The sequence below is a fragment of the Profundibacterium mesophilum KAUST100406-0324 genome (assembly GCF_009835145.1).
GTDB lineage: Bacteria > Pseudomonadota > Alphaproteobacteria > Rhodobacterales > Rhodobacteraceae > Profundibacterium > Profundibacterium mesophilum.
On the sequence record NZ_APKE01000014.1, the window covers coordinates 260,264 to 286,197 of the forward strand.

The following is a 25,934-nucleotide window of genomic DNA, read 5'->3' on the forward strand; positions in this document are numbered from 1 at the left end:
TGGGGTGATGCGCCATCTACTCTGAAATCACGGGAAACATTCGGAGCGGGAACATGCTGGAACTTGGGCAGAAGACGGGTGCGGCGGCGCAGGGCGATCTGATCATCGATGGCACGGAAGCGGGGTTCTTGAAGGACGTCGTCGAAGCGAGCCAGAGCGTTCCGGTCATCGTGGATTTCTGGGCGCCGTGGTGCGGTCCGTGCAAGACCCTGGGCCCGATGCTCGAGGATGCGGTGCGCGCGGCGGGCGGCGCGGTCAAGATGGTGAAGATCAACGTGGACGAGGCGCAGCAGATCGCGGCGCAGCTGCGCATCCAGTCGATCCCCACCGTCTATGCCTTCTATCAGGGGCAGCCGATCGACGGCTTCCAGGGCGCCGTGCAGGGCTCCGAGATCAAGGCATTCGTCGAGCGTGTCGCGGCGCAGGGCGGCGGAGCCGCGGGTGCCGATGACGGGCTTGCCGAGGCGATCGAGGCCGCCGAGACGATGCTTTCCGAAGGGGCCGCCGTCGACGCGGCGCAGACCTTCGCCGCGATCCTCGGCGAGGATCCCAAGAATGCCGCTGCCTATGGCGGGCTCGTGCGTTCGCATATCGCGCTCGGCGATCTGGAACAGGCCGAGGCGATCCTCAATGGCGCTGATGCGGAAATTTCCCATACGCCCGAGCTGGAGGCCGCGGCCGCCCAGCTCGAGCTTGCGAGGCAAGCGGCCGGCGCGGGCCCCGTGGCCGATCTGCGCGCGCAGGTGGAGGCCTCTCCCGAGGATCACCAGGCCCGCTTCGACCTGGCCACCGCGCTTCACGCCTCCGGCGATCTGCAAGGTGCGGTCGACGAGCTGCTGGAGCTGTTCCGGCGCGACCGCGACTGGAACGAGGGGGCGGCCAAGACCCAGCTCTTCAAGATTTTCGATGCCTTGAAACCGCAAGACCCCGTGGCCCTTGCCGGACGGCGCAAGCTGTCCTCGATGATATTTGCCTGAACCCGCCGCCGTCCTAGCTTCAAGACATGTTCAAGCAATCCAACCTCGCCGAGACCATCCCGGTCTTTCCGCTTCCGGGGGCGCTTTTGCTTCCCCGGGCGCGGCTTCCGCTGCATATCTTCGAGCCGCGCTATCTCGCGATGATCGAGGATTGCATGAAGACACCGCATCGCCTGATCGGGATGATCCAGCCCCGCGAGGTGCCGGAGGGTTGCGACATGCGGCTGCATGCCATCGGTTGCGCCGGTCGCCTGACGGCCTTCTCGGAAACCGAGGACGGACGCTACATGGTGACCCTTTCGGGCGTGTCGCGCTTTCGCAAGGTGCAGGAGGTGGACGGCTTCACGCCCTACATCAAATGCGCCGTGTCCTGGGACGGGTTCGAGCGCGATCTGGGAGCGAGCGAGCGCGATACGGGTTTCGACCGGGACCGTTTCCTTGCCTTGCTGGGACGCTACTTCGATGCCGAGGATCTCAAGACCGACTGGGAAAGCCTCAGCGATGCCGATGACGAGTTGCTGATCAACTCGCTCTCGATGCTTTGTCCCTTTGACGCGGAGGACAAGCAGGCACTTCTCGAGGCGCCGACCCTGGCGAACCGCAGGGAGACGCTGGTCACCTTGCTCGAATTCTCGCTGCACGGCGGCGGTAACGACGAGAGATTGCAATGAGCGACATAACCCATGACCGCAAGATGCTCGAGGCGCTGGTCTGCCCGCAGACCCGCGCGCCGCTGAGCTATGACGCGGAGCGCCAGGAGCTGGTATCGAAGGCGGCGCATCTGGCCTATCCGATCCGCGGCGGCATCCCGGTGATGCTGATCGACGAGGCGCGCAAGCTCGACTGAGCGGGCCGCGGTGCCCTAGAGCGGCAGACCGCGCAGCAGCAGCGGCCGCGCCCCGGTCAGGCCCGCCGCCTCGCGCATCGCGCCCCGGCGCAGCGCCGGCACCGCGCCGACGATCCCCATCCCCAGATCGCGCCCGAGGCGCAGGAACGCGTTGTCGTTCGAGAAGAGGCGGTTGAAGCCGTCCGTCGCCAGCGCCAGGGCAGTCGCGTCGAAGCGCCGCCATTGCTGGTAGCGATCCAGAACGTCGGCGCGGCCGATATCCTCGCCGCGCCGTGCCGCATCGCGCAGCACCTGCGCGAGGGCCGCGACATCCTTGAGCCCTGCATTGAGGCCCTGTCCCGCGATCGGGTGGACGGCATGGGCCGCGTCGCCCAGGAGCGCCACGCGCGGGGCTACGAAACTGCGTGCCAGGGACATGCCGAGCGGATAGCCGAAGCGCGCGCCCGCAAGGGAGATCCCGCCCAGGAAATCACCGAAGCGCGGTTCGAGCGCCGCCAGGTATTGCGCGTCATCCGCCGCCATCAGGGTCTCGGCGCGGGCCGCGCGCTCGGTCCAGACGATCGAGCTGCGGTTGCCGCGCAGCGGGAGGATCGCGAGCGGTCCCTCGGGGGTGAAGAACTGATGCGCGATTCCCTCATGCGGGCGGGCGTGTTCGACCGAGGTGACGAGCGCGCCCTGACCGTAGTCGCGGACGAGGCGCGTGATCCCCGCGCGCCGCCCGGTGGGGCTTTGGCGTCCGTCGCTGCCCACGAGAAGCGCAGCCCGGAGCCGCGCGCCGCCGGCCAGCCCGACCTCGATGCCGTCACCGAGTGCGCGCTGGCCTGTGACGCTGTCCTCGACGCGGCTGCACAGCGGCATGCGGGCGAGCGCGGCTTCGAGGGCGGGGCGCAGATGGCGGTCTTCGACCATGTGGCCCATCGGCCCTTCCTCGAGCTCGGCATGATCGAATTCCATCACGAAGGGCGAGGGCCCTTCGCCGGCGCGCCCGTCGCTGACCTTGATCTGCAGGATCGGCTGCGCGGTTTCGGCAAGCCCCTCCCACAGAGACAATGCCCGCAGCAGGTTGACCGACGCGGCCGAGAGCGCGTAGCTGCGCCCGTCGAAGGGCGCGCGGCCGGATGCGTTTCCGGACGCGGTGGCGGGCGCGGGATCGACCAGGATGCTGGCGATGCCCGCGGAGGCGAGCGCCAGGGCGAGGGTCATGCCCCCGAGGCCGCCGCCGGCGATGATGACGCGATGTTCCATGCCCCTCACTATGGTGCGCCGGGGCGCATTGTCCATGTGCACCGGCCCGTCTAGGCTGGGCGCGAACGGGATGCGGACCGGGGGGTATGGCATGAATGACTGGCGGTGGATGACGGCGGCACGTCTCGGGGACGGGATCGCGGCGGGCGAGATCGACCCCGTCGCCCTCACCGAGACGTTTCTCGAGGCAATCGACGGTCATCCGCGCAGCCGGCAGATCTATGCCCGCGTCACGCCCGAGCGTGCCCGGCAGGAGGCCGCCGCTGCCGCCGGACGCGCACGGGCGGGGCAGCGCCGCTCGCGCCTCGACGGGGTGCCCGTCTCCTGGAAGGATCTCTTCGACACGGCCGGAACCGTCACGGAGGCCGGCAGCGCGCTTCTGAAGGGCAGGGTGCCGGACGAGGACGCGCAGGTGCTGCGCAACGCCACCGAGGCGGGGCTCGTCTGCCTTGGCAAGACCAACATGAGCGAGCTGGCCTTCTCGGGACTGGGCCTCAACCCGGTGATGGGCACCCCCGTCTGCGTGCATGATCCGCGCGCGGTGGCGGGCGGCTCCTCCTCGGGCGCCGCGGCCTCGGTGGCCTTCGGGCTCGCGGCGGCGGCGATCGGGTCGGATACCGCGGGATCGGTCAGGGTGCCGGCGGCCTGGAACGACCTGGTGGGGCTGCGTCCGGGGCATGGCGCGCTGTCCCTGCGCGGCGCGGTGCCGCTCTGTCCGCGCTTCGACACGGTCGGACCGCTTGCCCGAACGGTCGAGGATGCCGCCCTCGTCTATACCGCTCTCGGGGCGCGGCTGCCGCAGGGATGCGCCGATCTTCCGCAGGCCGCCTCGGGGGAAGGAGCGCTCGATGGCTGCCGCTTCGTGATCCCCGAGCGCGCGCTCGAGGCGCTCTCGCGCGGTGCCGAGGCCGCCTTCGATGCGGCCTGTGCACGGCTGCGCGATGCCGGCGCGCGGATCGAGCCGCAGGCCCTGCCCGAGGTTTCGGAAGCGCTCGAGCTTGCCACGACCCTCTTCGCGCCGGAGGCCTACGGGATCTGGCGCGAGACGATCGAGGCCAATCCGGACGCGATGTTCGATCAGATCCTGCTGCGTTTCCGGGGCGGTGCGGGGATCGGAGCGGCCGATTACGTCGCCGCCTGGCACCGCATGGACGCGCTTCGGGTGATGTACCGCGAGCGGACCGCGGCGTTCGACGGGGCGCTCTTGCCGACGGTGCCCATCCTGCCACCCTTGATCGAGCGGCTGACGGAGGATTCGGATTACTACGGCTGGGCGAACCTGATGACGCTGCGCAACACGCGCATCGGCAGCCTGCTCGATCTCGCCGGGGTCACGGTGCCGGCCGGTCATCCCTCCTGCGGCCTGCTGCTGCAGATGCCAGGCGGGTGCGAGCCGGCCCTTCTGGGCACGGCCGCACGGATCGAGGCGATTCTGAACCCGGCACGCCGCCGAACCTAAAAGCCACAAGCGCCGGCGCGGGGGGGGAGGCTGCCATCAGTGCTGGACCCCGCCGTGAGCCATGGTCTATCCTTGCGGCAAATGGGACGTTACGATCCCAATTCTTGAGGCAATTCATGCGGTTTCCTGAGCGGTATTCCAACCTGCCGGCTTATGCGTTTCCGCGTCTGCGCAATCTGCTCGATTCGCACCCGCCCGGCGGGGACGTGGTTCACATGAGCATCGGCGAGCCAAAACACCCGGCCCCGGCCTGGGTGCCCGACGTGCTTGCCACCCATTGCGGTGAATTCGGCCGCTACCCTCCCAACGAGGGCAGCGCCGAGCTGCTGGAGGCGATCGCCGGCTGGATCGAGCGCCGCTACGGCGTCACGCTCGACGCGCAGACCCGCCTCATGGCGCTGAACGGCACGCGCGAGGGCCTGTTCAACGCGGCGCTGGCGCTCTGTCCCGAGCCCTCGGGCACGGCGCGCCCGGTGGTGCTCACGCCCAACCCTTTCTACCAGGTCTATGCCGTGGCGGCGCTGACCGCCGGCGCCGAGCCGGTCTATGTGCCCGCCACCGCCGAGACCGGTTTCCTGCCTGATTACGCGGGCCTGCCGCCCGAGCTGCTCGACCGGACGGAGATCGCCTTCCTGTGCTCGCCGGCGAACCCGCAAGGGGCGGTGGCCTCCCCGGATTACTGGGCCGAGCTGCTGCGCCTCGCCGAAAGACATGATTTCCGCATCTTCGCCGACGAATGCTACTCGGAGATCTATCGCGGCACTGCGCCGCCGGGCGTGCTCGAGATCGCAAGCCGGGAGGGCGCCGATCCCGAGCGGGTGATCGCCTTCCATTCGCTCTCCAAGCGCTCGAACCTTCCGGGATTGCGGTCCGGCTTCGTCGCCGCCGGGCCGCAATCCATGGCCCGGCTGCGCCAGCTTCGCGCCTATGCCGGCGCGCCCCTTCCCCTGCCGCTGCAACGCGTCGCGGAACGGGCCTGGTCGGACGAGGATCACGTGCTGCACAACCGCGCCCTCTACGCGCGCAAGTTCGACATGGCCGAGGCGATTTTCGCCGGGATCGACGGGGCAGGGGCGCCCGAGGGGGGCTTCTTCCTGTGGCTCCCGGTGAAGGATGGCGAGGAGGCCGCGCTGCGGCTCTGGCGCGAGACGGGGGTGCGGGTCCTGCCGGGCGCCTACCTGTCGCGCGAGGTGGACGGGCACAATCCCGGCGCGGGTTACGTGCGGGTGGCGCTCGTCGCGCCCGAGGAGGAATTGCAGGGCGGGCTGATCCGGCTGCGCGACTGTCTCTACAGATGATGAGGACGATCTAGCATGGCATACCAGACCCGGGGGCGCGATCCGCTCTTCGACAGCAAGACCCAAGCCGCGCTGGAACGCCGTGGCAAGGAGCTGCTCGGTATCACGCTGATCGGCCTCGGGGTGGCCTGCGCGCTGATGCTGGGATCCTACGTGCCCGACGACACCGGATGGATGAGCGCCTCGGCCGAGCCCGCGCGCAACCTGCTGGGCCGACTGGGCGCCTCGATCGCCTCGCCCCTTTTCGTCATCGTCGGCTACGGCGCCTGGGGGATCGCGGCGACGCTCCTGGTCTGGGGCGCGCGGTTCCTCATCCACAATGGCGAGGAGCGCGCGGCGGGCCGCATCATCTTCGCCCCGATGGGGATCGCGCTGCTCTCGGTCTACGCCTCGACGCATGTGCCCGGCGCGGGCTGGACCCATTCCTTCGGGCTCGGCGGGCTCTTCGGGGACACGGTGCTGGGCGCCATACTGGGGCTGGTGCCGCTGAGCGCGGCCACGGGGCTCAAGACGATGGCGCTGGTGACGGCGGCGGCGGCCCTGACCATGGGGCTCTTCGTCTTCGGCTTTTCGAGCGGCGACATGCGGCGCTTCGGGCGCTGGCTGCTGCGCGGCGTCCTGCTGAGCTATCTCGCGGTCATGAACCTCCTCGGGCGCGGCGGTCACGGATTGGCGCGTGGCCTCGCGACGGGGGCAGGGGGCGCCTTGCGTGCAGGACAGTCGCGCCGCGAGGCACGCCGCTCGGCGCGTGCGCAGCAGTCCCGCCACGGCGATGACGACGAGCGCCTCTTCGACGGCGCATCGCGAAGCCGGCGCGAGATATCGCGCGGACGCGGTGCCGTGCCGCCGGCACCGGAGGATGATTTCGATCCGTTCGATACCGGCGATGACGGGTTCCATATCGAGCCGGCACGGGGCGATGCATCGGGGCACCCGCCGAAGCGCCGCCCGGGTTTCCTGGGGAGACTGCTCGCCCGGCGCAGCGCGTCTGGGTCCGAACTGTCGCTGGACGAGCCGCTCGAAGATGACGGCGAGATCGACGCCGATGACGGCAGCGACCGGATCAAGGCCAAGATCGCAGACGTGATCCGCGCCCGCATGCGCGCCGCGCCGATCCTGACCGCCGGCGCGGCCGGTCAGCGCACCGAGCCGCCCGTGGCCCGGCGCCACCCGCGCGGCCCGGCCCCGATGATCCTGACCAAGGCGCAGGTGCCGCCGCTGCGTGCCGACATGCCCCTCGGCCGCACGCAGGATGCGCCGGCCGACCCGGAATCGGCCGAGATCGCGGCGCGGACGATGGCGGCGCCCCGCCAGGACGATGTCCGGCAGCCGGGGGTGCAATTCGCCCCCCGCCAGGCCGAACATGTCGGCCCGCTCTTCGGCGGCGCGGCAGAGGAGGACCGGGATCCCGCGGACGATCTGTGGGAAGATGGCGGCGCGGCCCGCGAGGCCATGGACATGGACGTGGACGCGCAGGGGAGCGACGGATCGCTGCCCGAGCCCGAGCTGGTCACGCCCTCCGCGGCGCCGGCCTCCCCGAGCTTCAACAGCAGCCGCGAGCTGTCCCGCACCGTGGTTCAGAAGCCGGTGCGCAAGCCCGTTGCCCCGACCGTCGCCCCGCCGGCCGCCACGGCCGACGATACCGCGCGGATGCGCGATCTGGAGCGGCCCGAGGCCGATTACGTCTCCCCGCCCCTCGAGCTTCTGACCAATCCCAGCACGATCGAGCGGCTGCACCTGAGCGACGAGGCGCTCGAGGAGAATGCAAGGATGCTCGAGGCGGTGCTCGACGATTACGGCGTGAAGGGCGAGATCGTCAGCGTCCGGCCCGGCCCCGTCGTCACCATGTACGAGCTGGAACCCGCGCCGGGCCTCAAGGCGAGCCGCGTGATCGGGCTGGCCGACGATATCGCCCGCTCGATGTCGGCGCTCTCGGCGCGTGTATCCACCGTTCCGGGCCGCTCGGTCATCGGGATCGAGCTGCCCAACGAGAAGCGCGAGATGTGCGTGCTGCGCGAAGTGCTCGCGGCGCAGGATTTCGGGGACAGCACGATGCAGCTGCCCCTGGCGCTGGGCAAGGATATCGGCGGCGATCCGGTCGTCGCGAACCTTGCCAAGATGCCCCACCTGCTGATCGCGGGCACCACCGGCTCGGGCAAGTCCGTCGCCATCAACACGATGATCCTGAGCCTTCTCTACAAGCTCAGTCCCGAGGAATGCCGCCTCATCATGATCGACCCCAAGATGCTGGAGCTGTCGGTCTATGACGGCATCCCGCATCTGCTCTCCCCGGTCGTCACCGATCCCAAGAAGGCGGTCGTCGCGCTGAAATGGGTCGTGGGCGAGATGGAAGACCGCTACCGCAAGATGTCGAAGATGGGCGTGCGCAACATCGAGGGTTACAACGGCCGGGTGCGCGAGGCGCTGGCCAAGGACGAGATGTTCAGCCGCACGGTGCAGACCGGCTTCGACGACGAGACCGGGGAGCCGGTATTCGAGACCGAGCAGATCAAGCCCGAGGTGCTGCCCTTCATCGTGGTCATCGTCGACGAGATGGCCGACCTGATGATGGTTGCCGGCAAGGAGATCGAGGCCTGCATCCAGCGCCTCGCGCAGATGGCGCGTGCCTCCGGCATCCACCTCATCATGGCGACGCAGCGCCCCTCGGTCGATGTCATCACCGGCACCATCAAGGCCAACTTCCCCACCCGGATCTCCTTCCAGGTCACATCCAAGATCGACAGCCGCACCATCCTGGGCGAGCAGGGCGCCGAGCAGCTTCTGGGCATGGGCGACATGCTCTACATGGCCGGCGGCTCCAAGATCACGCGCGTGCACGGACCCTTCTGTTCGGATGAGGAGGTCGAGGAGATCGTCACCTACCTCAAGCAGTTCGGGCCGCCCGATTACATGTCCGGCGTGGTCGAGGGCCCCGATGACGACAAGAGCAGCGATATCGACGCGGTGCTCGGCCTTGGCGGCGGCGAGGGCGCGACGGGCGACGATGCGCTCTATGACCAGGCGGTGGCGATCGCGATCAAGGACCGCAAATGCTCGACCTCCTACATCCAGCGCAAGCTGGCCATCGGTTACAACAAGGCCGCCCGGCTGGTCGAGCAGATGGAGGATGAGGGCGTGGTCAGCTCGGCCAACCATGTCGGCAAGCGCGAGATCCTGGTGCCGGAGCCGCAGTGAGCGGCGCGCCATTCCCGCCCGCCAGAAGGGTCCCGCCGGTGCGGGGCCCTTTTTTCATTGGGCCCGTCGCGCGATAACATGCCGCTGATATTGCCCCTCGGTGGCATGGCGGGTCATGGAGCCTTATATCAGCGTCATCACCACGACGCCCCTTGCACAAGGACCGCCACATGAACCGCAGACATTTCCTCGCCACGGCCGGTGCCGCCGCCATTGCCGCCGTCATCGGCGGACCGGCCGCCGCCGCTCCCTTGTCCCTCTCGGAGATCTCGTCCTATTTCAACGGCCTGCAGACGGCGCAGTCCGACTTCACCCAGATCAACAATGACGGGACGATCGCGACCGGAACGCTCGTGATCCAGCGGCCGGGGCGGATGCGCTTCGATTACAACCCGCCCGAGGAGACGCTGGTCATGGCCGGCGGCGGGCAGGTGGCGATCTTCGACGCCCGCTCGAACAGCAAGCGTCCCGAGCAGTATCCGCTGTCGCAGACGCCGCTCAACCTCATCCTCGAGCGCAATGTCGATCTGGGGCGGCGGGGCATGGTGGTCGGGCATCGCCAGGACGGTGCCAAGACGATCGTCGTCGCGCAGGACCCCGAACGGCCCGAGAACGGCAAGATCGACCTCGTCTTCACCGGCAATCCGGTGCAGCTGCGTCAATGGGTCGTGACGGACGGATCGGGAAGCCAGACGACGGTCATCCTGGGCGATCTGCGCCGGACCGGCACGCCGCCCTCTCGGCTCTTCAACATTACTGGCGAGATACAGCGCCGGGGCGGCTGACGGCGCCTTGCGGGCGGGGGCGGCCATCGGCGCGCCGCCCCCGCCCGCGGGGCCAAGGCTCAGGCGCGCCCGCAGGCCCGCAGTTGCGAATCATAGCGCAGCGCCCGCGACTGCACGCGGCCCGCCACCCGCAGCAGCCAGGGCTTGGCGTTGTAGCTGCCGCGCGCGAAGCCGCCGCGCCCTTCGTGATAGGCGAGATACTGGTTGTGCGCATCGTATTTCGCGATGCCGAGCCGCTGGTTCGTCTGGTGCATGTACCAGCCCATGAAATCGGTGGCGTCGTCGATATCGTCGCGCTTGGCGCGGCGGTTGTTGGTGGCAACCTTGTACTCGTCCCAGGTGCCGTCGAGCGCCTGGCTATAGCCGTAGGCCGAGCTTTGCCGCCCCATCGGGATGACCCCGAGCGTGTAGCGCAGGGGCGTGCGCGCATTGCCAATGAACTTCGATTCCTGGTGAATCGTGGCCATCTGGACCGAGACGGGAATGCCCCAGCGACGTTCCGACCGGCGCATCGCCTTGAGATACTTGGGACGCTCGTCGACGATCGAACATGCGTTGTTGAGGTCTCGGGGCGCCGCGTAATTTCCATTTCCGCCGCAGCTTGCGACGAGCATGAGAAGGATCAGGGCGCGAAGGGGTCTGCTCATCTGCCTCTCGCTTTTTCTTGGGTTTTGCCAGCAAGAATATCGAAGATCGCGGCCGGGTGGAAACGCAAATCCCGCCGGTTCACATCACAATTGCCAAGATGAGCGGAAGCGCGGCGACCGAGAGCAGGGTCGAGACGACGACCAGTCCCGCGACGGCATCGGCATCGGCGCCATATTTCTCGGCCAGAAGGTAGCTCGTGACCGCGACGGGCGTCGCGATCTGCAGCACCAGAACGGCGAAGGCCACGGGGGGCAGGTCGAACCAGCGCCCCACGCCCCAGGCGATGGCGGTGCACAGTGCGACCTTGATCGCCGAGAGGATCGCGGCCTGGCTCAGCCGCGCCGGGCTCAGCCGGGCCACCGCCACGCCCAGCGTGATCAGCATGAGGGGAATCGCCATCTGCCCGATCAGCTCGAGCGTGTTGGTCATGAAGCGCGGTGTCTGCCAGCCCTGCCACAGGAAAAGCCCGCCCAACAGCGTCGCGCTCACCATCGGCTCGCGGAATACCTTGGTGATCGAGCCGCCCCCGGAAACCAGCCATATGCCAGCGGTGAAGGAATAGATGCCCATGATCGCGAAAATCACCACGGCATAACCCAGCCCGTCATCGCCGAAGGCAAAGAGGGCGAGTGGAAGTCCCAGATTGCCGGTATTGCCATAGATCAGGGGAGCCAGGTAGGTCCGGATCTCGAGCTTGAAGAGCAGCACCAGTGCCAGCATCGCCGCGGTCACGGCCGCGTAGGTCACCACCGTCGCGAGGGTGACGGTGGTCAGGGCGGCGGGCGTGATCTCCGTCTGCATGAGTGCGACGAAGATCAGGCAGGGCACCGAAAGGGTCATCGCGATGCGGGTGACGAACTGGATGCGGTATTCGTGCCCGAGCTTCACCCAGATGTAGCCGATCGCCGCGAGGAGGAAGACAGGGGCGACGACTTCGGCGACCTTGAGGAGGAGGTTCACAGACTGTTTCCTTTAAAAGCTGGCGATCTGCATGGACAATACATGCATGGAACGGCTAGAAAAGAAGCCGCGGAAAAGGATTAAGCCATGTTGAAATCGCGCGCGAGATATCATCTGGGCCAGATCGTGAGGCATCGGAAACATCCCTTCAGAGGGGTGGTCTTCGACGTGGATGCCATGTTCGCAAATACCGACGAGTGGTATGACGCGATCCCCGAGGACAGCCGGCCGTCGAAGGATCAGCCCTTCTATCATCTGCTCGCCGAGAACGAGCAGAGCTACTACGTCGCCTATGTCTCGGAGCAGAACCTGGTGGCCGATTATTCCGGCGAGCCGGTGGATCATCCCGACCTTCCGGATCTCTTCGGAGACCTGACCGATGGCGCCTACCCGCTGCAGGTCCAGCTGAACTGATCATGCCTCGGGCGCGACCGTCCCGGTCGCCTCGATAGGGCCGCCCGTGGCCTTCCAGGCCGTGAACCCGCCCTCGAGTTCCGCCACGTTCCCAAGCCCCATCGCCTGCAGGTCGCGCGCCGCGAGCGCCGAGCGCCACGAGCTTGCGCAGTAAAGGACGATCTGCACGGGCCGTGCCAGGATCGGCTTGTGGTAAGGGCTCTGCGGGTCGACCCAGAATTCCAGCATGCCGCGCGGCGCGTGGAAGGCACCCGGAATCCGGCCCTCCCGGTCGATCTCGCGCCGGTCCCTGATATCGACCAGAAGCATGTCGGCCGCGTCCAGGCGGGCCCGAACCTCGGCGGCGCTCAGGCTGGTGATCGCGGCCTTGGCATCGGCCACGAGGGTGCTGACGGGGGTTATCGGCATGATCCTGGGTCTCCGGAGTGGGGCGGCGTCTTGCGTTCATGTCAGTATCCAAGCGCGCAGCCGTCCTTGCGCGGATCGGATGCCCCCTCGAGAATGCCGCTATCGGGGTCGATGCGAATGGCCTGGGCGCCGCCGATCGGGGAGGGGCTCACGGTGACCGTGTGACCGCGCCCGGCAAGATCGGCCCGCACGGCATCGCTGTATCCACGCTCGACGCGCAACTCGCCGGCATCGAAGAAGCAGCGCGGCATGTCGATGGCATCCTGCGGCGTCATGCCGAAATCGGCGAGATTGCTGACGAAACGGGCATGACCCGTCGCCTGGTAGGCGCCGCCCATCACTCCGAACGGCGCGAGAAGCCTGCCCTTTCGGCGCAGCATGGCCGGAATGATCGTGTGCATCGGACGCTTGCCGCCCCCCGCCTCGTTCGGATGGCCGGCTTCGAGCGAAAAGCCTGCGCCGCGATTGTGCATCAGGACCCCGAAGCGTTCGGAGGCGATACCGGAGCCGAAGGGGTGGAAGATCGAGTAGATCAAGGAAACCGCCATGCGGTCCCTGTCCACCACGGTGATGTAGACGGTGTCGCGGTGAACCTGCTCGGAGAGCTGCGCCGGGGCGCTCATGGCGCGGCCGGGATCGATCAGCGCGGCAAGGGCGCCGGCGGTGTGCGGGCTCAGAAGGTGATCGAGACGCGTGCCGCCATCGGCGATGAAGCGGTTGCGCGCGTCATAGGCGAGCTTCGTCGCCTCCGCCTCGAGATGCGCGCGCTCGGCCCCGACGGGATCGAGCGAGGCGATGTCGAAATGCGACAGGATGTTCGCCAGGAGGATGGCCGCCGCGCCCTGGCCGTTGGGCGGATGCTCGACAAGCTCGTAGGGGCCGTAATTCCCGGCGATCGGGTTCTCGTAGGTGCTCTGCGTCGCGGCGAAATCCTCGAGCGTGTGGCTGCCGCCGGCGGCGCGCAGGCAGGCGACCATATCCTCCGCCGCCGCACCTTCATAGAAGCCGGCGCGCCCCTCGGTCGCGATGAGCGTCAGCAGTTCCGCGGTCATCGGCGCGCGGAACATCTGTCCCGCCCGGGGCGGCGCGCCGTCCAGCAGATATCGGCGTTTCGCCTCGCCGCCGAGCGCGTCCCGGTGCATGGCCCAGTCGAACGCGGTGCGCGGTGCGACCGGAACGCCGGCACGGGCGTAATGGACGGCCGGCGCGAGCGCGCTGGCAAGCCCCATCCGGCCCCAATCCTCCGAAAGCCGGCAGAAGGCGTCGACCGCGCCGGGCACTGTGACGGATGCCGCCTCGCGCAGTGGCATGACCGTGTGGCCTTGCGTGCGCAATGCGTCGGGGTCGAGCGCGGCCGGACCGCGCCCCGATCCGTTCAGCGCGACGATCCGGTCCTCTCCGGGCGGGGTGAGAAGCACGAAGCAGTCACCGCCGAGCCCGGTCATCTGCGGCTCGCAGATCCCCAGAAGCACCGCGCCCGCGATGGCGGCATCGACCGCGTTTCCCCCCGCCTCGAGCATCTGCACCGCCACCTTCGCGGCCAGGGGGTGCGAGGTCGCGCACATGCCATTCTCGGCAAAGACGGCCGAGCGGCCGGGAAGCTGGAAGTCGCGTGGCATGTCGATGGCTCCGCTTTCATGTCAGAGCCGACACTAGGCGGGCAGATCGACCATGCAACAGGTTTCTGGGGATGGCGGCCAGAGCCGCGGAAGGGATCGGGGGGAATGGCCCGCGCAGCGCCGCCGCAGGCATGGGCCGCCGCGCCGTCGAGCATCGCGGGCCGCCCCGTGCATGCACGGGGCAGGGCTAGGCCAAGTGAGTGCCGCGACAGGATCCTGCGCGGCAGGAGAGCGCTGCGCTGAGGGTCAGGCGGGCAATCCGTCCCTGCAACGTAGGAGCATCATGCGAAATCTGAGGCAATTGCAGCCACCGGTACGCACATAGCTCAGATCGTTCGCGAGGCTTCTGATTAGGAACCAGCCATATCCCCCTTCGGGGCACAGGATGGGTTCCGCATCGGGGTCGCGTTTCTGGCCGCCCGGAAGGCAGCTTCGGGGAAAGGTCCGCCCGTAATCGCGCACCTCGCACAAGAGCGCCTCGCCGGTGCCGTCGGGGCCGTGGCGAATGCGCAGGTCGATGACGCCGCCGGGATCGCCGCGATAGGCATGTTTGACGATATTGGTCAGGACCTCTGCCAGGACGAGTTCGACCGAACTTGCGTCATCGTGCGACAGGCACAACGGCTCCAGCCCTGCGAGGGAGCGGCCCAGCGCGGCACGCACGCTCAGAAGCGAGGCCGAGAAGACCAGGCGCAGCTCCGGCTGCACCATCGCATGCCAGTCGCCGGCGAGACGGCCCGCCGCCGGCAGGGGAGGGTCAGCACGCATGGGCGCGCCCGTCCGGCACTTCGGAGGCCAGGGCGGCATCAGCGCTTTCGTGGATGACGAAGATGGTATCGAGGCATGTGAGGCGGAAGACCTTCGCCACGGCCGGGTTGAGGGCGGCCAGCTCGAGCCTGCGGTCGGGTGCGATCCGTTTCATCGTGCCGATCACGGCCCCGAGGCCGCTGCTGTCGAGGAAGGTGACCTGCGCGAGGTCGAGCACCACGCGGGATGGCGCATCGGCGGTCGCCGCCTGCATCACGTCGCGAAACTGCACCGCCGCCGCCGCGTCGATGCGGGCAGCGTTCACGCTGGCGATCATCATGGTGCCCTGGGTCCGGGTGGTCACGTCCATCATGCTTGTCCTCGGCTGCTCCGAGGTTCAGAAATAAGGCAAGTCGCTTACGAGCTGGTTAAATGTCGCGGCGGGGAGGAACGGAAAATGGAGCAGGTGGTGATTTGCGGGGCGCGGCGCACCCCGATGGGCGGCTTCCAGGGTGCCCTTTCGGAGATGGAGGCATCCGGCCTGGGAGGGGCGGCGATCGCCGCGGTTCTAGAGGATTGCGGCCGTCCGGCCATAGATGAGGTGCTGATGGGATGCGTCCTGCCGGCGGGGCAGGGCCAGGCCCCCGCACGGCAGGCCGGTTTCGCGGCCGGGCTCGGCGAGGAGGTTCCGGCAAGCACCCTCAACAAGATGTGTGGCTCGGGGATGAAGGCCGCGATGATCGCCCATGACCAGATCGCCCTTGGCGGCGCCGAGGTGATGATCGCCGGCGGCATGGAGAGCATGTCGCGCGCGCCCTACATCCTGCCGAAGATGCGCGGCGGCGCCCGGCTCGGCCATGGGGCGGTGATCGACCATATGTTTCTCGACGGGCTCGAGGATGCCTATGACAAGGGGCGCCTGATGGGCACCTTCGCCGAGGATTGCGCCGAGCGGTTCCAGTTCACGCGCGAGGCGCAGGACGCTTATGCGCTGGGATCGCTCGAACGGGCCCGCGCCGCGCAGGAAAGCGGCGTTTTCACCGCCGAAATCGCCCCCTTGCGCATCGAGCGCCGCGCGGGAAGCGTGGTGATCGAAGCCGACGAGCAGCCGGCCGCGGCGCGCCCCGAGAAAATCCCGCAGCTGCGCCCCGCCTTCCGCGAGGGCGGCACTGTCACGGCGGCCAACAGCTCGTCGATCTCCGACGGGGCGGCGGCGCTGCTGATGGCATCGGGCGGCGCGGCGGCGCGGCTGGGCCTTCCGGTGCGCGCCAGGGTGCTGGGCCATGCCACCCACGCACAGGCGCCCGGCCTCTTCACCACCGCGCCGGTGCCGGCGGCGCGCAAGCTGCTGGGCCGGCTCGGCTGGCGGGTCGAGGATGTGGATCTGTGGGAGGTGAACGAGGCCTTCGCCGTCGTCCCGATGGCCTTCATGCACGAGCTGGATGTGCCGCATGAGAGGGTGAACGTGAATGGTGGCGCCTGCGCGCTGGGCCATCCGATCGGGGCGTCGGGCGCGCGGATCATCACCACCCTGCTGCACGCCCTGGAGACGCGCGACCTGAGACGCGGGATCGCGGCGATCTGCATCGGCGGCGGCGAGGGAACGGCGATTGCGATCGAGAGGGATTGAGCTCGCCGCCCGGCGCGCTACCTAGGGGGCTCGCGAACGGGGGCGTGCCGCCCCGGCGATCACAGGAGCCCATGATGGCAGATTACGACAGGCTGCGCGCCACGATCGCCAGCCTCACGGAGGGGGAAACCGACAGCGTGGCGCTCATGGCCACGGTTGCATGCGAGATCCACCATGCCGATACGCGGTTCGACTGGACCGGGTTCTACCGCGTCACCGCGCCCGAGCTTCTGAAGATCGGGCCCTACCAGGGCGGGCATGGCTGCCTCGTGATCCCGTTCTCGCGCGGGGTCTGCGGGGTCGCCGCGCGCCAGGCGCAGGTGCAGATCGTGGACGACGTGGAGGCCTTTCCGGGCCATATCGCCTGTGCGAGCTCGACCCGCTCCGAGCTGGTCCTGCCGGTCTTCGGCCCGGGGGGGGAGGTGATCGCGGTGCTCGATATCGACAGCGACCGGCCCGGCGCTTTCGATCAGGCGGATGCGGATGCCCTCGCGGCGATCCTCGACGATGTCTTCCGCCGCGAAGGCGTGCACTGACCGCCCGCTTCCCACCATAAGACCAATAAAGGTATTCCCAGATGGACATCACCCTTCTCGACGGCGGCATGGGCCAGGAGCTGATCGCCCGCCACGACGCGCCGGCGACACCGCTCTGGTCGACATCCGTGATGATGGATGCGCCCGAGCTGGTGCGCGCCGTGCATGACGATTTCTTCGCCGCCGGTGCCACGATCGCGACCACCAACAGCTATGCGCTGCATGCCGACCGGCTCGATCCGGCGGGGCTCGGCGCCGAGCGTGACGCGTTGATCGCGGTCGCCCTGCGCTTGGCCGCCGAGGCCCGCAACGGCAATGGCGGCGGCAGGATCGCCGGCTCGATCGGACCGCTCGGCGCATCCTACCGCCCCGACCTCGGCCCGCCCGTGGAGCGCACCGCCGCCCTCTACGAGGAGATGGCGCGGAAACTCGCGCCCGGATGCGACATCATCCTCGCCGAGACGCTGTCATCGGTGGAGCAGGCCACCGGCGCGCTGCAGGGGTCCGCGAAGGCGTCCCTTCCGGTGTGGATCGGACTGACGGTCAAGGACGATGACGGAACGCGGCTGCGTTCCGGCGAGCCCCTGGAGGCGCTGCTCGAGGTTCTCGAGGCGCATCCCTGCGCCGCGGTCATGCTCAACTGCTCGCGCCCCGAGGCGATCGCCGAGGGCCTGCCGGTTCTGGCGCGCACGGGGCGGGCCTTCGGAGCCTATGCCAACGGGTTCACGAAGATCTCGGAGGCGTTCCTTGGAAGCCGCCCGACGGTGGACATGCTTTCCGGACGCACCGATCTTGGCCCCGAGGCCTATGCCGATCATGCCATGAGCTGGATCGAACAGGGCGCGAGCATCGTGGGGGGATGCTGCGAGGTCGGGCCGGCCCATATCGCCGCGCTCGCGGAGCGCCTGCGCGCGGCGGGGCACCGGATCGTCTGAGCGGCCGCGCGGGCCCCGCGAAGATCGGATGGCAGAAGACGGGCCGGCAGGGAGCAGGCGCCCGGCACCCTCAAACGCGGTCGCGCGCAATCCCGGCACACGGGTTGCGCGCGGGCACGCGGCGGGCTAACCGCAGCCGCCATGGAGCCTTATGATCCCCCGAGCGATCCGCTCGACATCGTGCATCTCGATCACGAGATCCTTATCGTGAGCAAGCCGGCGGGCCTTCTGTCGGTGCCGGGCAAGGGGCCCGAGCTAGCCGATTGCCTGATCGCGCGCCTTGGCAAGCGTCATCCCGGGGTGTTGCTGGTGCACCGGCTCGACCGCGACACGTCGGGAATCATGGTCTTCGCACGCACGCCGCATGCCCAGCGCCATCTGGGGCTTCAATTCGAGAAGCGCTACACGAAAAAGGCCTACGTGGCGCGCGTCTGGGGCCAGATGGACGAGAAGACGGGCACCGTCGACGCGCCGATCGGCGTCGACTGGCCCAATCGCCCGAGGCAGATGATCGACCCCGAGAACGGGCGCGCGGCGCGGACCGATTGGCGGGTGATGCGGATCGAGGACAACGAGACACGGGTGCGTCTTCATCCCTTCTCGGGGCGGACGCACCAACTCAGGGTGCACATGCTCTCCCTGGGACACCCGATCCTCGGCGACAGCCTCTATGCGCGCGGGGCGGCGCGGAATGCGCCGCGCCTGATGCTCCATGCCGAGAGCCTGCGCCTGCGTCACCCCGATGGTGGTGCATGGATGACCTTCCGCGCGCCCTGTCCGTTCTGAGGGCGCGCGGGGGGCGGGCGCGTCAGTTCAGGAAGGCGTGGATCGCCTGCACTTCCGATTGGGGGATCTCGTGTCCGCCGGGATGCCATGCCAGCGTCACATCGGCCTTCTGCGCCTCGAAATAGGCCGCGAGGGCCTGGGTGGCCGCGGCGGGGCAGATCGGATCGCGCTGGCCGGCAGTGATGAGCACCCGCCTGCCGCCAAGGCCCGGCTGCGGCGCCGGGCTCCACGGGATCAGGGGATGCATCAGCGCCATCACGTCGAAAAGGTCAGGCCGCTCCAGCGCGACGGCTGCCAGGATATTGGCCCCGTTGGAATACCCCATCCCGATCACCGAGGCGGGGGAATGGCGTTCGATCTCGGCCGCGACGAAATCAGCCATCGCGTCCCGCCGGCGCGCCAGATCCTCCATGTCGTAGACCCCTTCGGCCTCCCGGCGGAAATAGCGCAGCATGCCCCCCTCGGAGACATCGCCGCGCGGCGAGACGACATGCGCGCCGGGCACCAGATGCGCGGCCGCGCCGTGAAACTGCGTCTCGTCGGCGCCTGTGCCGTGGAAGGTGAAGACGAGCGGCGCCCCGGGCGCCCCCTCGTGACGGGCGGCTTCATAGCTCATGCGGCATCTCCGATCGGGGCGAGGTGGCGCTCGAGGCGGGCGCGCAGATGTTCGTGCTGCGAAGGCAGCTTCAATGTCTCGCCGAGATGGTCCTGCGGCTCGTCGCGCGTGAAGCCCGGCTCGTTCGTGGCCACCTCGAAGAGGACCCCGCCGGGGGGCCGGAAATAGATCGCCCAGAAATAGTCGCGGTCGATGACCGGGGTGACCTGGTAGCCAGTATCGAGCAACGCCTCGCGCACTTCGAGCTGCCGCGCGCGGTTCTCGACGGCGAAGGCGATGTGATGGACCGAGCCTGCGCCCTGCGCCGCGTGACCGGCCATCGGCAGTTCCTCAAGATCGACGATCGCAGCGGGTCCGCCCCCGGGCACCGCAAGGCGGGTCACGCCATTCTCGCGCCCCAGGGTCTCGTAGCCCATGAAGCCGAGCAATTCGCGCGTCGCACCGACATCGCGAAGCCGCATGGAGGCCGAGTGGAAGCCGCGGATCGCCTGCTCGGCGCCGATATCGCCGCCCGTCCAGGGCGCACGCGGATCGGCGCTTTCGACCAGCACGAGCCGTTCGCCATCGGGCCCGTCGAAGCTGAGCCGCGTCTCGCCGAAACGCTCCTCGGGCGTGATCGCCGTCACGCCCTTCTGCGCCAAGCGCTCGGCCCAGGCGGTGCTGCTGCCTTCTGGAATGGCGAAACCGGTGGCGCCGACCTCCCCGGTGCCGGGCTTGCCGCGGCCCGCGCCGGGGAAGGGGAAATAGGTCATGACCGAGCCGGGGCTGCCGGTCTCGTCCCCGTAGTAGAGATGATAGACATCGGGCGCGTCGAAATTCACCGTCTTCTTCACCCGGCGCAGCCCGAGAATATCGGTGAAGAACGCATTGTTGCGGCGTGCATCGGAACCGAGCGCGGTCACGTGATGCAGTCCCGTGATCTGTTTGAGCATTGGAAACCTCCTCGACTGTTGACGCAGAGATAGGTGATTGCGCCGTCGCATAAAACCATCGCCGTATTGTGCTTAATGTGCATTTCCGAACATGAACGGCGTTGCAATGCGCGCGTGGGGGGGCGGCCGGCGGCGGCTTCCAGCGCAGGACCTGTGCAAGCGGAACGCGCATGCCTACCTGTAGAGGGCAACAACCGGAAAAAGGAGGCCGATATGGCACTTCGCCTGGGCGATACAGCCCCCGACTTCACCGCCGACACCACGGAAGGCGAGATCAACTTCCATGACTGGATCGGCGATGGCTACGCGATCCTCTTCAGTCATCCCAAGGATTTCACCCCCGTCTGCACGACCGAATTGGGGATGATGGCCGGGATGAGCGAGGCTTTCGCCGAGCGAAATGCCAAGATCATCGGCATCTCGGTGGACCCGGTGGAGGATCACCACCGCTGGAAAGAGGATATCAAGGCCTATACCGGCAACCCGGTTTCCTATCCGATGATCGGCGATCCTGACATGAAGATCGCCAAGCTCTACGACATGCTTCCCGCGGAGGCGTCCGGCACCCCCGGCGATCGCAGCCCGGCCGACAACCAGACGGTCCGCACGGTCTTCATCATCGGGCCCGACAAGAAGGTGAAGCTCTCGCTGACCTACCCGATGACGACGGGGCGCAATTTCAACGAGATCCTGCGAGCACTCGATTCGATCCGCCTGACCGCCGAGCACAAGGTCGCGACGCCCGCCGGCTGGACGCAGGGCGGCGATGTGATCGTGACGGGAGCGGTGAGCGACGAGGATGCCGAGAAGGCGTTTGGTGGCTTCGAGCGGAAGCTGCCCTACTTGCGCACCACCAAGCAGCCCGGCTGAACACGGCCGCGAGGCGCAGGAGGGCCCCGCCGCCGGCGGGGCCCTTCGATCACAGGATCATCAGCCGGATCAGGTAGGCGATCATGCCGAGCAGCGTGACGCTTGCCGCCCAGATGAGCACGAACCATCCCGCCCGGCGCCACCACATCAGTGATAACCCTGGTCCGGGTCGAGCTTGCCGCGGAACACCCAGTAGGCATAGGCGGTATAGGCCAGGATGATCGGCACGAGGAAGATCGCGCCCACGAACATGAAGAGCTGGCTCTTGCGCGGGCTCGCCGCATCCCAGAGCGTCAGTTCGGTCGGGATCACGTAAGGCCACATCGACACCCCGAGCCCGGCGAAGCACAGCAAGAAGAGCAGCAGCGTCAGGACCATCGGCATCCAGTCGCGCCCCTCGACGAAGAGCGAACGGGCAAGCAGCACGATCAGCCCCGCCACCAGAAGCGGCACGATCGCGACCTCGAGGATGCCGGGCCATGCGAACCAGCGCTGGAAATATTCCATCTCGAGGAACGGGGTCGCGACGCTCACGGCGATGATGAAGAGCACCGTGATGAAGGCCGCGATGCGCGCCGCGTGCCGCACCCGGTGCTGCACGTCGCCCTCGATCTTCATGTTGAGCCAGCAGGCCCCCAGCAGGGCATAGCCCGCCACCACGGCCGCGCCGCAAAGCAGCGAGAAGGGCGTGAGCCAGTCGAACCAGCCGCCGGCATAGGCGCGGCCCTCGACCTCGATCCCCTGGAGCAGGGTGCCCAGGATGATGCCTTGCGTCAGCGCCGCCATCACCGAGCCGCCGATGAAGGCCGCGTCCCAGAAACGCTCCGAGAAGCGCCGCCCGGCGCGCCAGCGGAACTCGAAGGCGACGCCGCGGAAGATCAGCGCCAGGAGCATCGCGATGATCGGCGGATAGACCGCGGGCATGATGATGGCATAGGCGAGGGGAAAGGCGGCAAAGAGACCGCCGCCGCCGAGCACCAGCCAGGTCTCGTTGCCGTCCCAGACCGGCGCGACGGTGTTCATCAGAAGGTCGCGGTCGCGCTTTTCGGGAAAGAACGGGTAGAGGATGCCGATCCCGAGGTCGAACCCGTCGAGCACCACGTAGACATAGACCGAGAAGGCGAGGAGCAGCGCCCAGGCCACGGTGAGGTCGAAGCTGATTTCCATGGCTGTGATCCTATTTGGCGGTGGCGGTGCCGGTGGCGACGGGCGCGGAGGCCGTGTGACCGGCGGTCCGGATCGGACCGGGTTCGGAGCGCACGCCGCGCTGGCCGGGCTGCGGCGGTACGTGCATCAGCTTTAGCAGGTAGACGATGCCCGCGCCGAAGATCGCGAAATAGATCACGATGAAGGCGATGAGGGAGGCCCCGACCGCCTGTGCCCCGAGGGGCGAGACGGCATCCGCAGTGCGCAGCGTGTTGTAGACCACGTAAGGCTGCCGTCCGACCTCCGTCGTGATCCAGCCGGCGATCACCGCGACCAGCCCCGAGGGGCCCATCACGAGCGCCACCCGGTGCAGCCACTTGTCGTCGAAGAGCCGCCCGCGCACCCGGCTCAGGAGCGACCAGAGCCCGACCAGCGCCATCGCCATGCCGATGGCCACCATCACCCGGAAGGACCAGAAAACGATCGCCACGGGCGGCTCCTCGTCATCGGGAATGGTGTCGAGCCCGGCGAGGGGGGCGTTGAAATCGTGCTTCAGGATGAAGGAGGACAGCTTGGGCACTTCGAGCGCGTAGCGGATGGTGCGGTTCTCGGAATCGGGAATGCCGAAGAGGATGAGGGGCGCGCCATCGGGATGGCTGTCGTAATGCCCCTCCATCGCCATGACCTTGGCGGGCTGATGCTCGAGGGTGTTGAGCCCGTGCAGATCGCCCAGGAAGATCTGCAGCGGTGCGACGATCGCGGCCATCCACATCGCCATGGAGAACATGGTGGTGACGCCGACATTCTTCTTCTCGCCCCGCAGCAGGTGCCAGGCGCCGACGCCGCCGACGATGAAGGCGGTGCTCAGGTAGGCGGCGGTCAGGGTATGGGCGAGGCGGTAGGGGAAGGAGGGATTGAAGACGATCGCCCACCAATCCTCGGGAAGGAACTGCCCATTCTCGCCGATCGAAAAGCCGACCGGGGTCTGCATCCAGCTGTTGACCGACAGAATCCAGGTCGCCGAGATCGCCGTTCCCACGGCCACCATGAGGCAGGCGAACATGTGCAGCCCGTTGCCGACCTTCTCGCGCCCGAAGAGCATGATCCCCAGGAAGCCCGCCTCGAGGAAGAAGGCGGTGAGCACTTCGTAGGCCATCAGCGGGCCGACCACCGGGCCGGCCTTGTCCGAAAAGACGGACCAGTTGGTGCCGAACTGGTAGGACATCACGATGCCCGACACGACGCCCATCGCGAAGGAGATGGCGAAGATCTTGATCCAGTACTTGAAGAGCCGCAGGTAGGCTTCGTTCTTGGTAATCAGGTAGCGGGCGTTGAGCACCGCGAGAAAACTGGCCAGCCCGATCGAAAAGGCGGGGAAGATGAAGTGGAAGGCGACAGTGAAGCCGAATTGTATCCGGGCCAGTGTCACCGCGTCGAAGCCTAGGAATGAGTCCATCTTGTCCCACCGAACTGCTGAAGCGTTGGCTTTCCTTATAGGGCGGAACGGGGGGGAGGTCACGCGGCGGCGGCGGCGCATCGCATCCATGAATGGCGGCAGGATGACGCGGGACCCTGGCGCGGGGAGGCGGGCGGTCCCGGTGCCGGCCGGGCAGGGTGCATTAGAAAAGGGCCGCCCGATCGGCGGGCGGCCCTTCTGTGCGTGTCGTCGGAACGGGCGCGGCGGGGGCCGCGCGCGGTCAGCCGGTGCCCTTGGGGTAGAGGATGACCCGCGTATCCATCGGAACGTCGTTGTAGAGCATCACGATATGCTCGTTGGTCAGACGGGCGCAGCCATTCGAGACGGCGGTGCCGACCGTCCATGGCTGCCCGGTGCCGTGGATGCGCAGGTAGGTGTCGCCCCGCTCGGGCGTGAAGAGATAGAGCGCCCGTGCCCCGAGGGGGTTGTCCGGTCCGCCGGGCATCCCGTCCTCGTACTGTTTGTATTTCTCGGGCTCGCGCTCGATCATGCCGGGCGTGGGGGTCCAGCTCGGCCATTCCTTCTTGGCGCCGACGGTGAACTCGCCGCTCTCGTAAAGGCCCTCGCGACCGACGCCGCAGGTGTAGCTGATCGCCTCGGCCCCCGGCAGTGTCCAGTAGAGCTTGAAGTAATCGGGAAATACGTGGATTTCACCGGGCGCGATGTCATCCCGGATGGTTACCCGCCTGGGAAGGTACTCCTCCGGCAAGACGAAATTCTCGTGCGCGCGCCCTGCGCCGGCGAGCCCTGCGCCCAGGGCCGCGGAACCTGCGGCAAGGAATGTCCGTCTCTTCATATTCATTCTCCGTTCGTGCATCTCGGGTTACCCCCTAACGTATCAGGTGGGGATAAAGTCCCTCAAATATACAGATCTCAATATATCGTGTCCTGCGGGACGCACTGCCCCGTGCCAATGGCGCGGGGAGGTGACCAGGCAAGGCCGGTCACGCCGCTCGTCCGCATGGCAAGCATGGCGCCCCGGGGTCTTTCGGAGCGCCGCGGGGCGCGTGATGCGTATCGACCGGGGCTAATGGCCGCGCAGGGCCTCGATCGTCTCGATCAGAATGATCTCCGCCTCCCGGAAGGCCATGATCGGTTCGTTCGCGGGATTGGTCATCGCGGTGAAAGCCGATTCGCGCAGCTCCGCTGCAAGTTCGGCATCCTCGGACTTTACCCGGATCCGCGAGAAGCCGGCACCGACAGCCTGGTTGGGCGGTGCGGCCTGGTCCGATGCGGCGAGCGGGGCGATCAGGTCGGTGATCGTGTCGCGCAGGGCCTCGAGAGCGTCGGGTTCCAGATGCGCGGTCTGCCTTTGCCCGCCGGGGCCGCGCATGGTGACAGCGCCGTCATCCTCGATGCTCAGCAGGGCCGGCGTGTCGGGGGAGCGGGCCCCCGTCACGTCATATGTCAGGACCGGCTCCGCCATGCCGGGCAGGGCCCGGATGGCGAGAGCGAGGGTCAGGAGAGCGCCGGCGGCCTTCATGCGGCCTTGTTGCGCCGGCGACGAATGGCCCCGAAGGCGCCGAGCCCGGCAACCAGCATCACGCCGCTGGCCGGCAGCGGAACGGGGGAGGGGGCGATCACTTCCTCGAACCCGGCAAGACGGTAGCCCAGGTCGGTGAAGCTGGCGAGGCTGGTGTCGGAGAAGAACGCGTTGGAGCTCAGGAAGCCGGTCATCAGCTCCCTGTTGCCGCAGCCGAATTCCTCGTCCCAGTGGGCGTTGCGCGTGCCTTCGCCGCTGACGATGTCGACGGGAATGAAGGTCGCGTTCGCGTCGCATTCGCCACGATAGGCCTCGAGAGCGGCCGCGCCGGTGTAACGGCCCGATTCGGCTTCATAGAGACCGTTCTCCTCCCACAGGGTGCCGAGGCCGAGCACATGAGCCACCTCGTGGTTGACGAGATCCTCGAGCTGATCGTTGCGCTCGATGTAGTAGAGGTCGATCTGGTCAAGGATCAGCCCGCCGCCGGTGGAGTAGACGTATTCCCCGGCATGCACGGCGCCCGTCGGGCCGGCGGAGGCGAGGGTGCCGAAGGAGCCGTCGATATGGACCGCGCTGGCGTCGATCTGGAACGTGTTGAAGCCCGGGTCGACGATATAGCCGGAGATCATGCTTTCCCAGAACGTCTCGATCCGGCCGAACACGCTCCGCTGGGAGTCGTTGAAGCCGCTGAGGTTGAAGGAAAGGTCGAACGTCGAGGCTTGGACGCTGGCGGCAGCCATAGGAATAGCGGCCGCGGCGAAAGCCGCAGTAAGATAATAGTTCACCTGAGAACTCCTCGATTTTGTCCCGTAACGCGGTTTGTCCGCGCTGTTTGTGTGTAAGGGGACTATCGGAAAGGAATGCTTAAGCGTCAAAGAGAGGGATTGAGATGACCTGCAAATAAGCAGATATGCGCTTCTG

Annotated in this window: 28 protein-coding genes; 13 read left to right on the forward strand and 15 right to left on the reverse strand. The window is 67.8% G+C overall.

The genetic code is table 11. From position 1 onward, the window contains the following. Positions 1-53 precede the first annotated feature (53 nt). Genes trxA through PMES_RS06290 form a run of 3 tightly spaced genes read left to right on the forward strand, consistent with a single transcriptional unit; the run spans position 54 to position 1,824 of the window. Positions 54-977 (forward strand): thioredoxin, encoded by a 924-nt coding sequence (trxA, locus tag PMES_RS06280; RefSeq protein ID WP_159964658.1) that lies wholly within the window; start codon positions 54-56, stop codon positions 975-977. Between the two features lie 26 nt (positions 978-1,003). After that, positions 1,004-1,648 (forward strand): LON peptidase substrate-binding domain-containing protein, encoded by a 645-nt coding sequence (locus PMES_RS06285; RefSeq protein ID WP_159964659.1) that lies wholly within the window; start codon positions 1,004-1,006, stop codon positions 1,646-1,648. After that, positions 1,645-1,824, forward strand: coding sequence for a Trm112 family protein (locus PMES_RS06290; protein WP_159964660.1), 180 nt, complete (start codon positions 1,645-1,647; stop codon positions 1,822-1,824). The genes PMES_RS06285 and PMES_RS06290 overlap by 4 nt, the downstream gene beginning before the upstream one ends. A 15-nt stretch (positions 1,825-1,839) precedes the next feature. Here PMES_RS06290 and PMES_RS06295 read toward each other — a convergent pair whose 3' ends face one another. Then, a complete protein-coding gene (locus PMES_RS06295) occupies positions 1,840-3,105 on the reverse strand; it encodes a UbiH/UbiF/VisC/COQ6 family ubiquinone biosynthesis hydroxylase (protein ID WP_159964661.1) in 1,266 nt (421 codons plus the stop codon). 55 nt (positions 3,106-3,160) lie between these two features. Between PMES_RS06295 and PMES_RS06300 the strand changes: the two genes are divergently transcribed. From PMES_RS06300 to PMES_RS06315, 4 genes are all read left to right on the forward strand, one after another. Beyond that, positions 3,161-4,528 carry an amidase gene (locus PMES_RS06300; RefSeq protein ID WP_159964662.1) on the forward strand — a complete coding sequence of 456 codons (1,368 nt, stop codon included), beginning with the start codon at positions 3,161-3,163 and terminating at the stop codon, positions 4,526-4,528. A gap of 116 nt (positions 4,529-4,644) precedes the next feature. Next, positions 4,645-5,826, forward strand: coding sequence for an aminotransferase class I/II-fold pyridoxal phosphate-dependent enzyme (locus tag PMES_RS06305; protein WP_159964663.1), 1,182 nt, complete (start codon positions 4,645-4,647; stop codon positions 5,824-5,826). 15 nt (positions 5,827-5,841) lie between these two features. Beyond that, positions 5,842-9,021 carry a DNA translocase FtsK gene (locus tag PMES_RS06310; protein ID WP_159964664.1) on the forward strand — a complete coding sequence of 1,060 codons (3,180 nt, stop codon included), beginning with the start codon at positions 5,842-5,844 and terminating at the stop codon, positions 9,019-9,021. A gap of 170 nt (positions 9,022-9,191) precedes the next feature. Further along, positions 9,192-9,806 (forward strand): LolA family protein, encoded by a 615-nt coding sequence (locus tag PMES_RS06315; RefSeq protein WP_159964665.1) that lies wholly within the window; start codon positions 9,192-9,194, stop codon positions 9,804-9,806. 59 nt (positions 9,807-9,865) lie between these two features. On the opposite strand, the gene PMES_RS06320 is transcribed toward PMES_RS06315, so the two are convergent. Both PMES_RS06320 and PMES_RS06325 read right to left on the reverse strand, forming a co-directional pair. Then, positions 9,866-10,453: a transglycosylase SLT domain-containing protein gene (locus PMES_RS06320; protein WP_159964666.1), complete on the reverse strand. Its 588-nt coding sequence runs from the start codon at positions 10,451-10,453 to the stop codon at positions 9,866-9,868. 79 nt (positions 10,454-10,532) lie between these two features. Beyond that, positions 10,533-11,414, reverse strand: coding sequence for an AEC family transporter (locus PMES_RS06325; protein WP_159964667.1), 882 nt, complete (start codon positions 11,412-11,414; stop codon positions 10,533-10,535). A gap of 87 nt (positions 11,415-11,501) precedes the next feature. Between PMES_RS06325 and hspQ the strand changes: the two genes are divergently transcribed. Further along, the gene (gene hspQ, locus PMES_RS06330) at positions 11,502-11,828 is read left to right on the forward strand and encodes a heat shock protein HspQ (protein ID WP_159964668.1); all 327 of its coding nucleotides are present in this window, start codon (positions 11,502-11,504) and stop codon (positions 11,826-11,828) included. Here the strand turns inward: hspQ and PMES_RS06335 are convergent, their stop codons facing one another. From PMES_RS06335 to PMES_RS06350, 4 genes are all read right to left on the reverse strand, one after another. Continuing rightward, positions 11,829-12,236: a rhodanese-like domain-containing protein gene (locus PMES_RS06335; protein WP_159964669.1), complete on the reverse strand. Its 408-nt coding sequence runs from the start codon at positions 12,234-12,236 to the stop codon at positions 11,829-11,831. It abuts the gene before it with no gap. Positions 12,237-12,277: 41 nt separating this feature from the next. Further along, a complete protein-coding gene (locus PMES_RS06340) occupies positions 12,278-13,855 on the reverse strand; it encodes a gamma-glutamyltransferase family protein (protein WP_159964670.1) in 1,578 nt (525 codons plus the stop codon). A gap of 246 nt (positions 13,856-14,101) precedes the next feature. Beyond that, on the reverse strand, positions 14,102-14,623 hold the full coding sequence (locus PMES_RS06345) for an ATP-binding protein (protein WP_159964671.1): 522 nt from the start codon (positions 14,621-14,623) through the stop codon (positions 14,102-14,104). Further along, positions 14,613-14,972, reverse strand: a complete 360-nt coding sequence (locus PMES_RS06350) for an STAS domain-containing protein (RefSeq protein ID WP_159964672.1) — start codon at positions 14,970-14,972, stop codon at positions 14,613-14,615. The genes PMES_RS06345 and PMES_RS06350 overlap by 11 nt, the downstream gene beginning before the upstream one ends. Positions 14,973-15,059: 87 nt before the next feature. Here PMES_RS06350 and PMES_RS06355 point away from each other — a divergent pair, with 87 nt between their 5' ends. The 4 genes from PMES_RS06355 to PMES_RS06370 all read left to right on the forward strand — a co-directional run bounded on the left by PMES_RS06355 (position 15,060) and on the right by PMES_RS06370 (position 18,489). Then, complete coding sequence (locus PMES_RS06355) at positions 15,060-16,232, forward strand: thiolase family protein (protein WP_159964673.1); 1,173 nt, start codon at positions 15,060-15,062, stop codon at positions 16,230-16,232. A gap of 71 nt (positions 16,233-16,303) precedes the next feature. Further along, on the forward strand, positions 16,304-16,768 hold the full coding sequence (locus tag PMES_RS06360; protein WP_159964674.1) for a free L-methionine (R)-S-oxide reductase MsrC: 465 nt from the start codon (positions 16,304-16,306) through the stop codon (positions 16,766-16,768). A 41-nt stretch (positions 16,769-16,809) separates the two neighbouring features. Further along, positions 16,810-17,703, forward strand: a complete 894-nt coding sequence (locus PMES_RS06365) for a homocysteine S-methyltransferase family protein (protein ID WP_159964675.1) — start codon at positions 16,810-16,812, stop codon at positions 17,701-17,703. A gap of 141 nt (positions 17,704-17,844) precedes the next feature. After that, positions 17,845-18,489: an RluA family pseudouridine synthase gene (locus tag PMES_RS06370; protein ID WP_159964676.1), complete on the forward strand. Its 645-nt coding sequence runs from the start codon at positions 17,845-17,847 to the stop codon at positions 18,487-18,489. A gap of 22 nt (positions 18,490-18,511) precedes the next feature. Here the strand turns inward: PMES_RS06370 and PMES_RS06375 are convergent, their stop codons facing one another. Together PMES_RS06375 and PMES_RS06380 are read right to left on the reverse strand one after the other, a co-directional pair. Next, positions 18,512-19,105 carry an alpha/beta hydrolase gene (locus PMES_RS06375; RefSeq protein WP_159964677.1) on the reverse strand — a complete coding sequence of 198 codons (594 nt, stop codon included), beginning with the start codon at positions 19,103-19,105 and terminating at the stop codon, positions 18,512-18,514. Continuing rightward, complete coding sequence (locus tag PMES_RS06380; RefSeq protein WP_159964678.1) at positions 19,102-20,037, reverse strand: ring-cleaving dioxygenase; 936 nt, start codon at positions 20,035-20,037, stop codon at positions 19,102-19,104. Before PMES_RS06380 ends, PMES_RS06375 begins: the two co-directional genes overlap by 4 nt. Positions 20,038-20,250: 213 nt before the next feature. Here PMES_RS06380 and PMES_RS06385 point away from each other — a divergent pair, with 213 nt between their 5' ends. Further along, the gene (locus PMES_RS06385) at positions 20,251-20,907 is read left to right on the forward strand and encodes a peroxiredoxin (RefSeq protein ID WP_159964679.1); all 657 of its coding nucleotides are present in this window, start codon (positions 20,251-20,253) and stop codon (positions 20,905-20,907) included. Positions 20,908-20,956: 49 nt separating this feature from the next. Here the strand turns inward: PMES_RS06385 and PMES_RS06390 are convergent, their stop codons facing one another. The 6 genes from PMES_RS06390 to PMES_RS06415 form a co-directional block, all read right to left on the reverse strand. Beyond that, positions 20,957-21,055, reverse strand: coding sequence for a DUF2474 family protein (locus tag PMES_RS06390; RefSeq protein WP_159964680.1), 99 nt, complete (start codon positions 21,053-21,055; stop codon positions 20,957-20,959). Further along, positions 21,055-22,074 (reverse strand): cytochrome d ubiquinol oxidase subunit II, encoded by a 1,020-nt coding sequence (cydB, locus tag PMES_RS06395; RefSeq protein WP_328809148.1) that lies wholly within the window; start codon positions 22,072-22,074, stop codon positions 21,055-21,057. The genes PMES_RS06390 and cydB overlap by 1 nt, the downstream gene beginning before the upstream one ends. Before the next feature lie 10 nt (positions 22,075-22,084). Next, positions 22,085-23,509: a cytochrome ubiquinol oxidase subunit I gene (locus PMES_RS06400; RefSeq protein WP_159964681.1), complete on the reverse strand. Its 1,425-nt coding sequence runs from the start codon at positions 23,507-23,509 to the stop codon at positions 22,085-22,087. A 241-nt stretch (positions 23,510-23,750) separates the two neighbouring features. Beyond that, a complete protein-coding gene (locus PMES_RS06405) occupies positions 23,751-24,326 on the reverse strand; it encodes a L,D-transpeptidase (protein ID WP_159964682.1) in 576 nt (191 codons plus the stop codon). 231 nt (positions 24,327-24,557) lie between these two features. Further along, positions 24,558-25,013, reverse strand: coding sequence for a hypothetical protein (locus PMES_RS06410; RefSeq protein ID WP_159964683.1), 456 nt, complete (start codon positions 25,011-25,013; stop codon positions 24,558-24,560). Continuing rightward, positions 25,010-25,798: a VPLPA-CTERM sorting domain-containing protein gene (locus PMES_RS06415; protein ID WP_159964684.1), complete on the reverse strand. Its 789-nt coding sequence runs from the start codon at positions 25,796-25,798 to the stop codon at positions 25,010-25,012. Before PMES_RS06415 ends, PMES_RS06410 begins: the two co-directional genes overlap by 4 nt. Positions 25,799-25,934: the final 136 nt, after the last annotated feature.

Coding starts and splice junctions, on each gene's coding strand:
- trxA (WP_159964658.1), top strand. CDS start 54: ATGCTGGAACTTGGGCAGAAGACGGGTGCGGCGGCGCAGGGCGATCTG.
- PMES_RS06285 (WP_159964659.1), top strand. CDS start 1,004: ATGTTCAAGCAATCCAACCTCGCCGAGACCATCCCGGTCTTTCCGCTT.
- PMES_RS06290 (WP_159964660.1), top strand. CDS start 1,645: ATGAGCGACATAACCCATGACCGCAAGATGCTCGAGGCGCTGGTCTGC.
- PMES_RS06295 (WP_159964661.1), bottom strand. CDS start 3,105: ATGGACAATGCGCCCCGGCGCACCATAGTGAGGGGCATGGAACATCGC.
- PMES_RS06300 (WP_159964662.1), top strand. CDS start 3,161: ATGAATGACTGGCGGTGGATGACGGCGGCACGTCTCGGGGACGGGATC.
- PMES_RS06305 (WP_159964663.1), top strand. CDS start 4,645: ATGCGGTTTCCTGAGCGGTATTCCAACCTGCCGGCTTATGCGTTTCCG.
- PMES_RS06310 (WP_159964664.1), top strand. CDS start 5,842: ATGGCATACCAGACCCGGGGGCGCGATCCGCTCTTCGACAGCAAGACC.
- PMES_RS06315 (WP_159964665.1), top strand. CDS start 9,192: ATGAACCGCAGACATTTCCTCGCCACGGCCGGTGCCGCCGCCATTGCC.
- PMES_RS06320 (WP_159964666.1), bottom strand. CDS start 10,453: ATGAGCAGACCCCTTCGCGCCCTGATCCTTCTCATGCTCGTCGCAAGC.
- hspQ (WP_159964668.1), top strand. CDS start 11,502: ATGTTGAAATCGCGCGCGAGATATCATCTGGGCCAGATCGTGAGGCAT.
- PMES_RS06335 (WP_159964669.1), bottom strand. CDS start 12,236: ATGCCGATAACCCCCGTCAGCACCCTCGTGGCCGATGCCAAGGCCGCG.
- PMES_RS06340 (WP_159964670.1), bottom strand. CDS start 13,855: ATGCCACGCGACTTCCAGCTTCCCGGCCGCTCGGCCGTCTTTGCCGAG.
- PMES_RS06345 (WP_159964671.1), bottom strand. CDS start 14,623: ATGCGTGCTGACCCTCCCCTGCCGGCGGCGGGCCGTCTCGCCGGCGAC.
- PMES_RS06350 (WP_159964672.1), bottom strand. CDS start 14,972: ATGGACGTGACCACCCGGACCCAGGGCACCATGATGATCGCCAGCGTG.
- PMES_RS06355 (WP_159964673.1), top strand. CDS start 15,060: ATGGAGCAGGTGGTGATTTGCGGGGCGCGGCGCACCCCGATGGGCGGC.
- PMES_RS06360 (WP_159964674.1), top strand. CDS start 16,304: ATGATGGCAGATTACGACAGGCTGCGCGCCACGATCGCCAGCCTCACG.
- PMES_RS06365 (WP_159964675.1), top strand. CDS start 16,810: ATGGACATCACCCTTCTCGACGGCGGCATGGGCCAGGAGCTGATCGCC.
- PMES_RS06370 (WP_159964676.1), top strand. CDS start 17,845: ATGGAGCCTTATGATCCCCCGAGCGATCCGCTCGACATCGTGCATCTC.
- PMES_RS06375 (WP_159964677.1), bottom strand. CDS start 19,105: ATGAGCTATGAAGCCGCCCGTCACGAGGGGGCGCCCGGGGCGCCGCTC.
- PMES_RS06380 (WP_159964678.1), bottom strand. CDS start 20,037: ATGCTCAAACAGATCACGGGACTGCATCACGTGACCGCGCTCGGTTCC.
- PMES_RS06385 (WP_159964679.1), top strand. CDS start 20,251: ATGGCACTTCGCCTGGGCGATACAGCCCCCGACTTCACCGCCGACACC.
- PMES_RS06390 (WP_159964680.1), bottom strand. CDS start 21,055: ATGTGGTGGCGCCGGGCGGGATGGTTCGTGCTCATCTGGGCGGCAAGC.
- cydB (WP_328809148.1), bottom strand. CDS start 22,074: ATGGAAATCAGCTTCGACCTCACCGTGGCCTGGGCGCTGCTCCTCGCC.
- PMES_RS06400 (WP_159964681.1), bottom strand. CDS start 23,509: ATGGACTCATTCCTAGGCTTCGACGCGGTGACACTGGCCCGGATACAA.
- PMES_RS06405 (WP_159964682.1), bottom strand. CDS start 24,326: ATGAAGAGACGGACATTCCTTGCCGCAGGTTCCGCGGCCCTGGGCGCA.
- PMES_RS06410 (WP_159964683.1), bottom strand. CDS start 25,013: ATGAAGGCCGCCGGCGCTCTCCTGACCCTCGCTCTCGCCATCCGGGCC.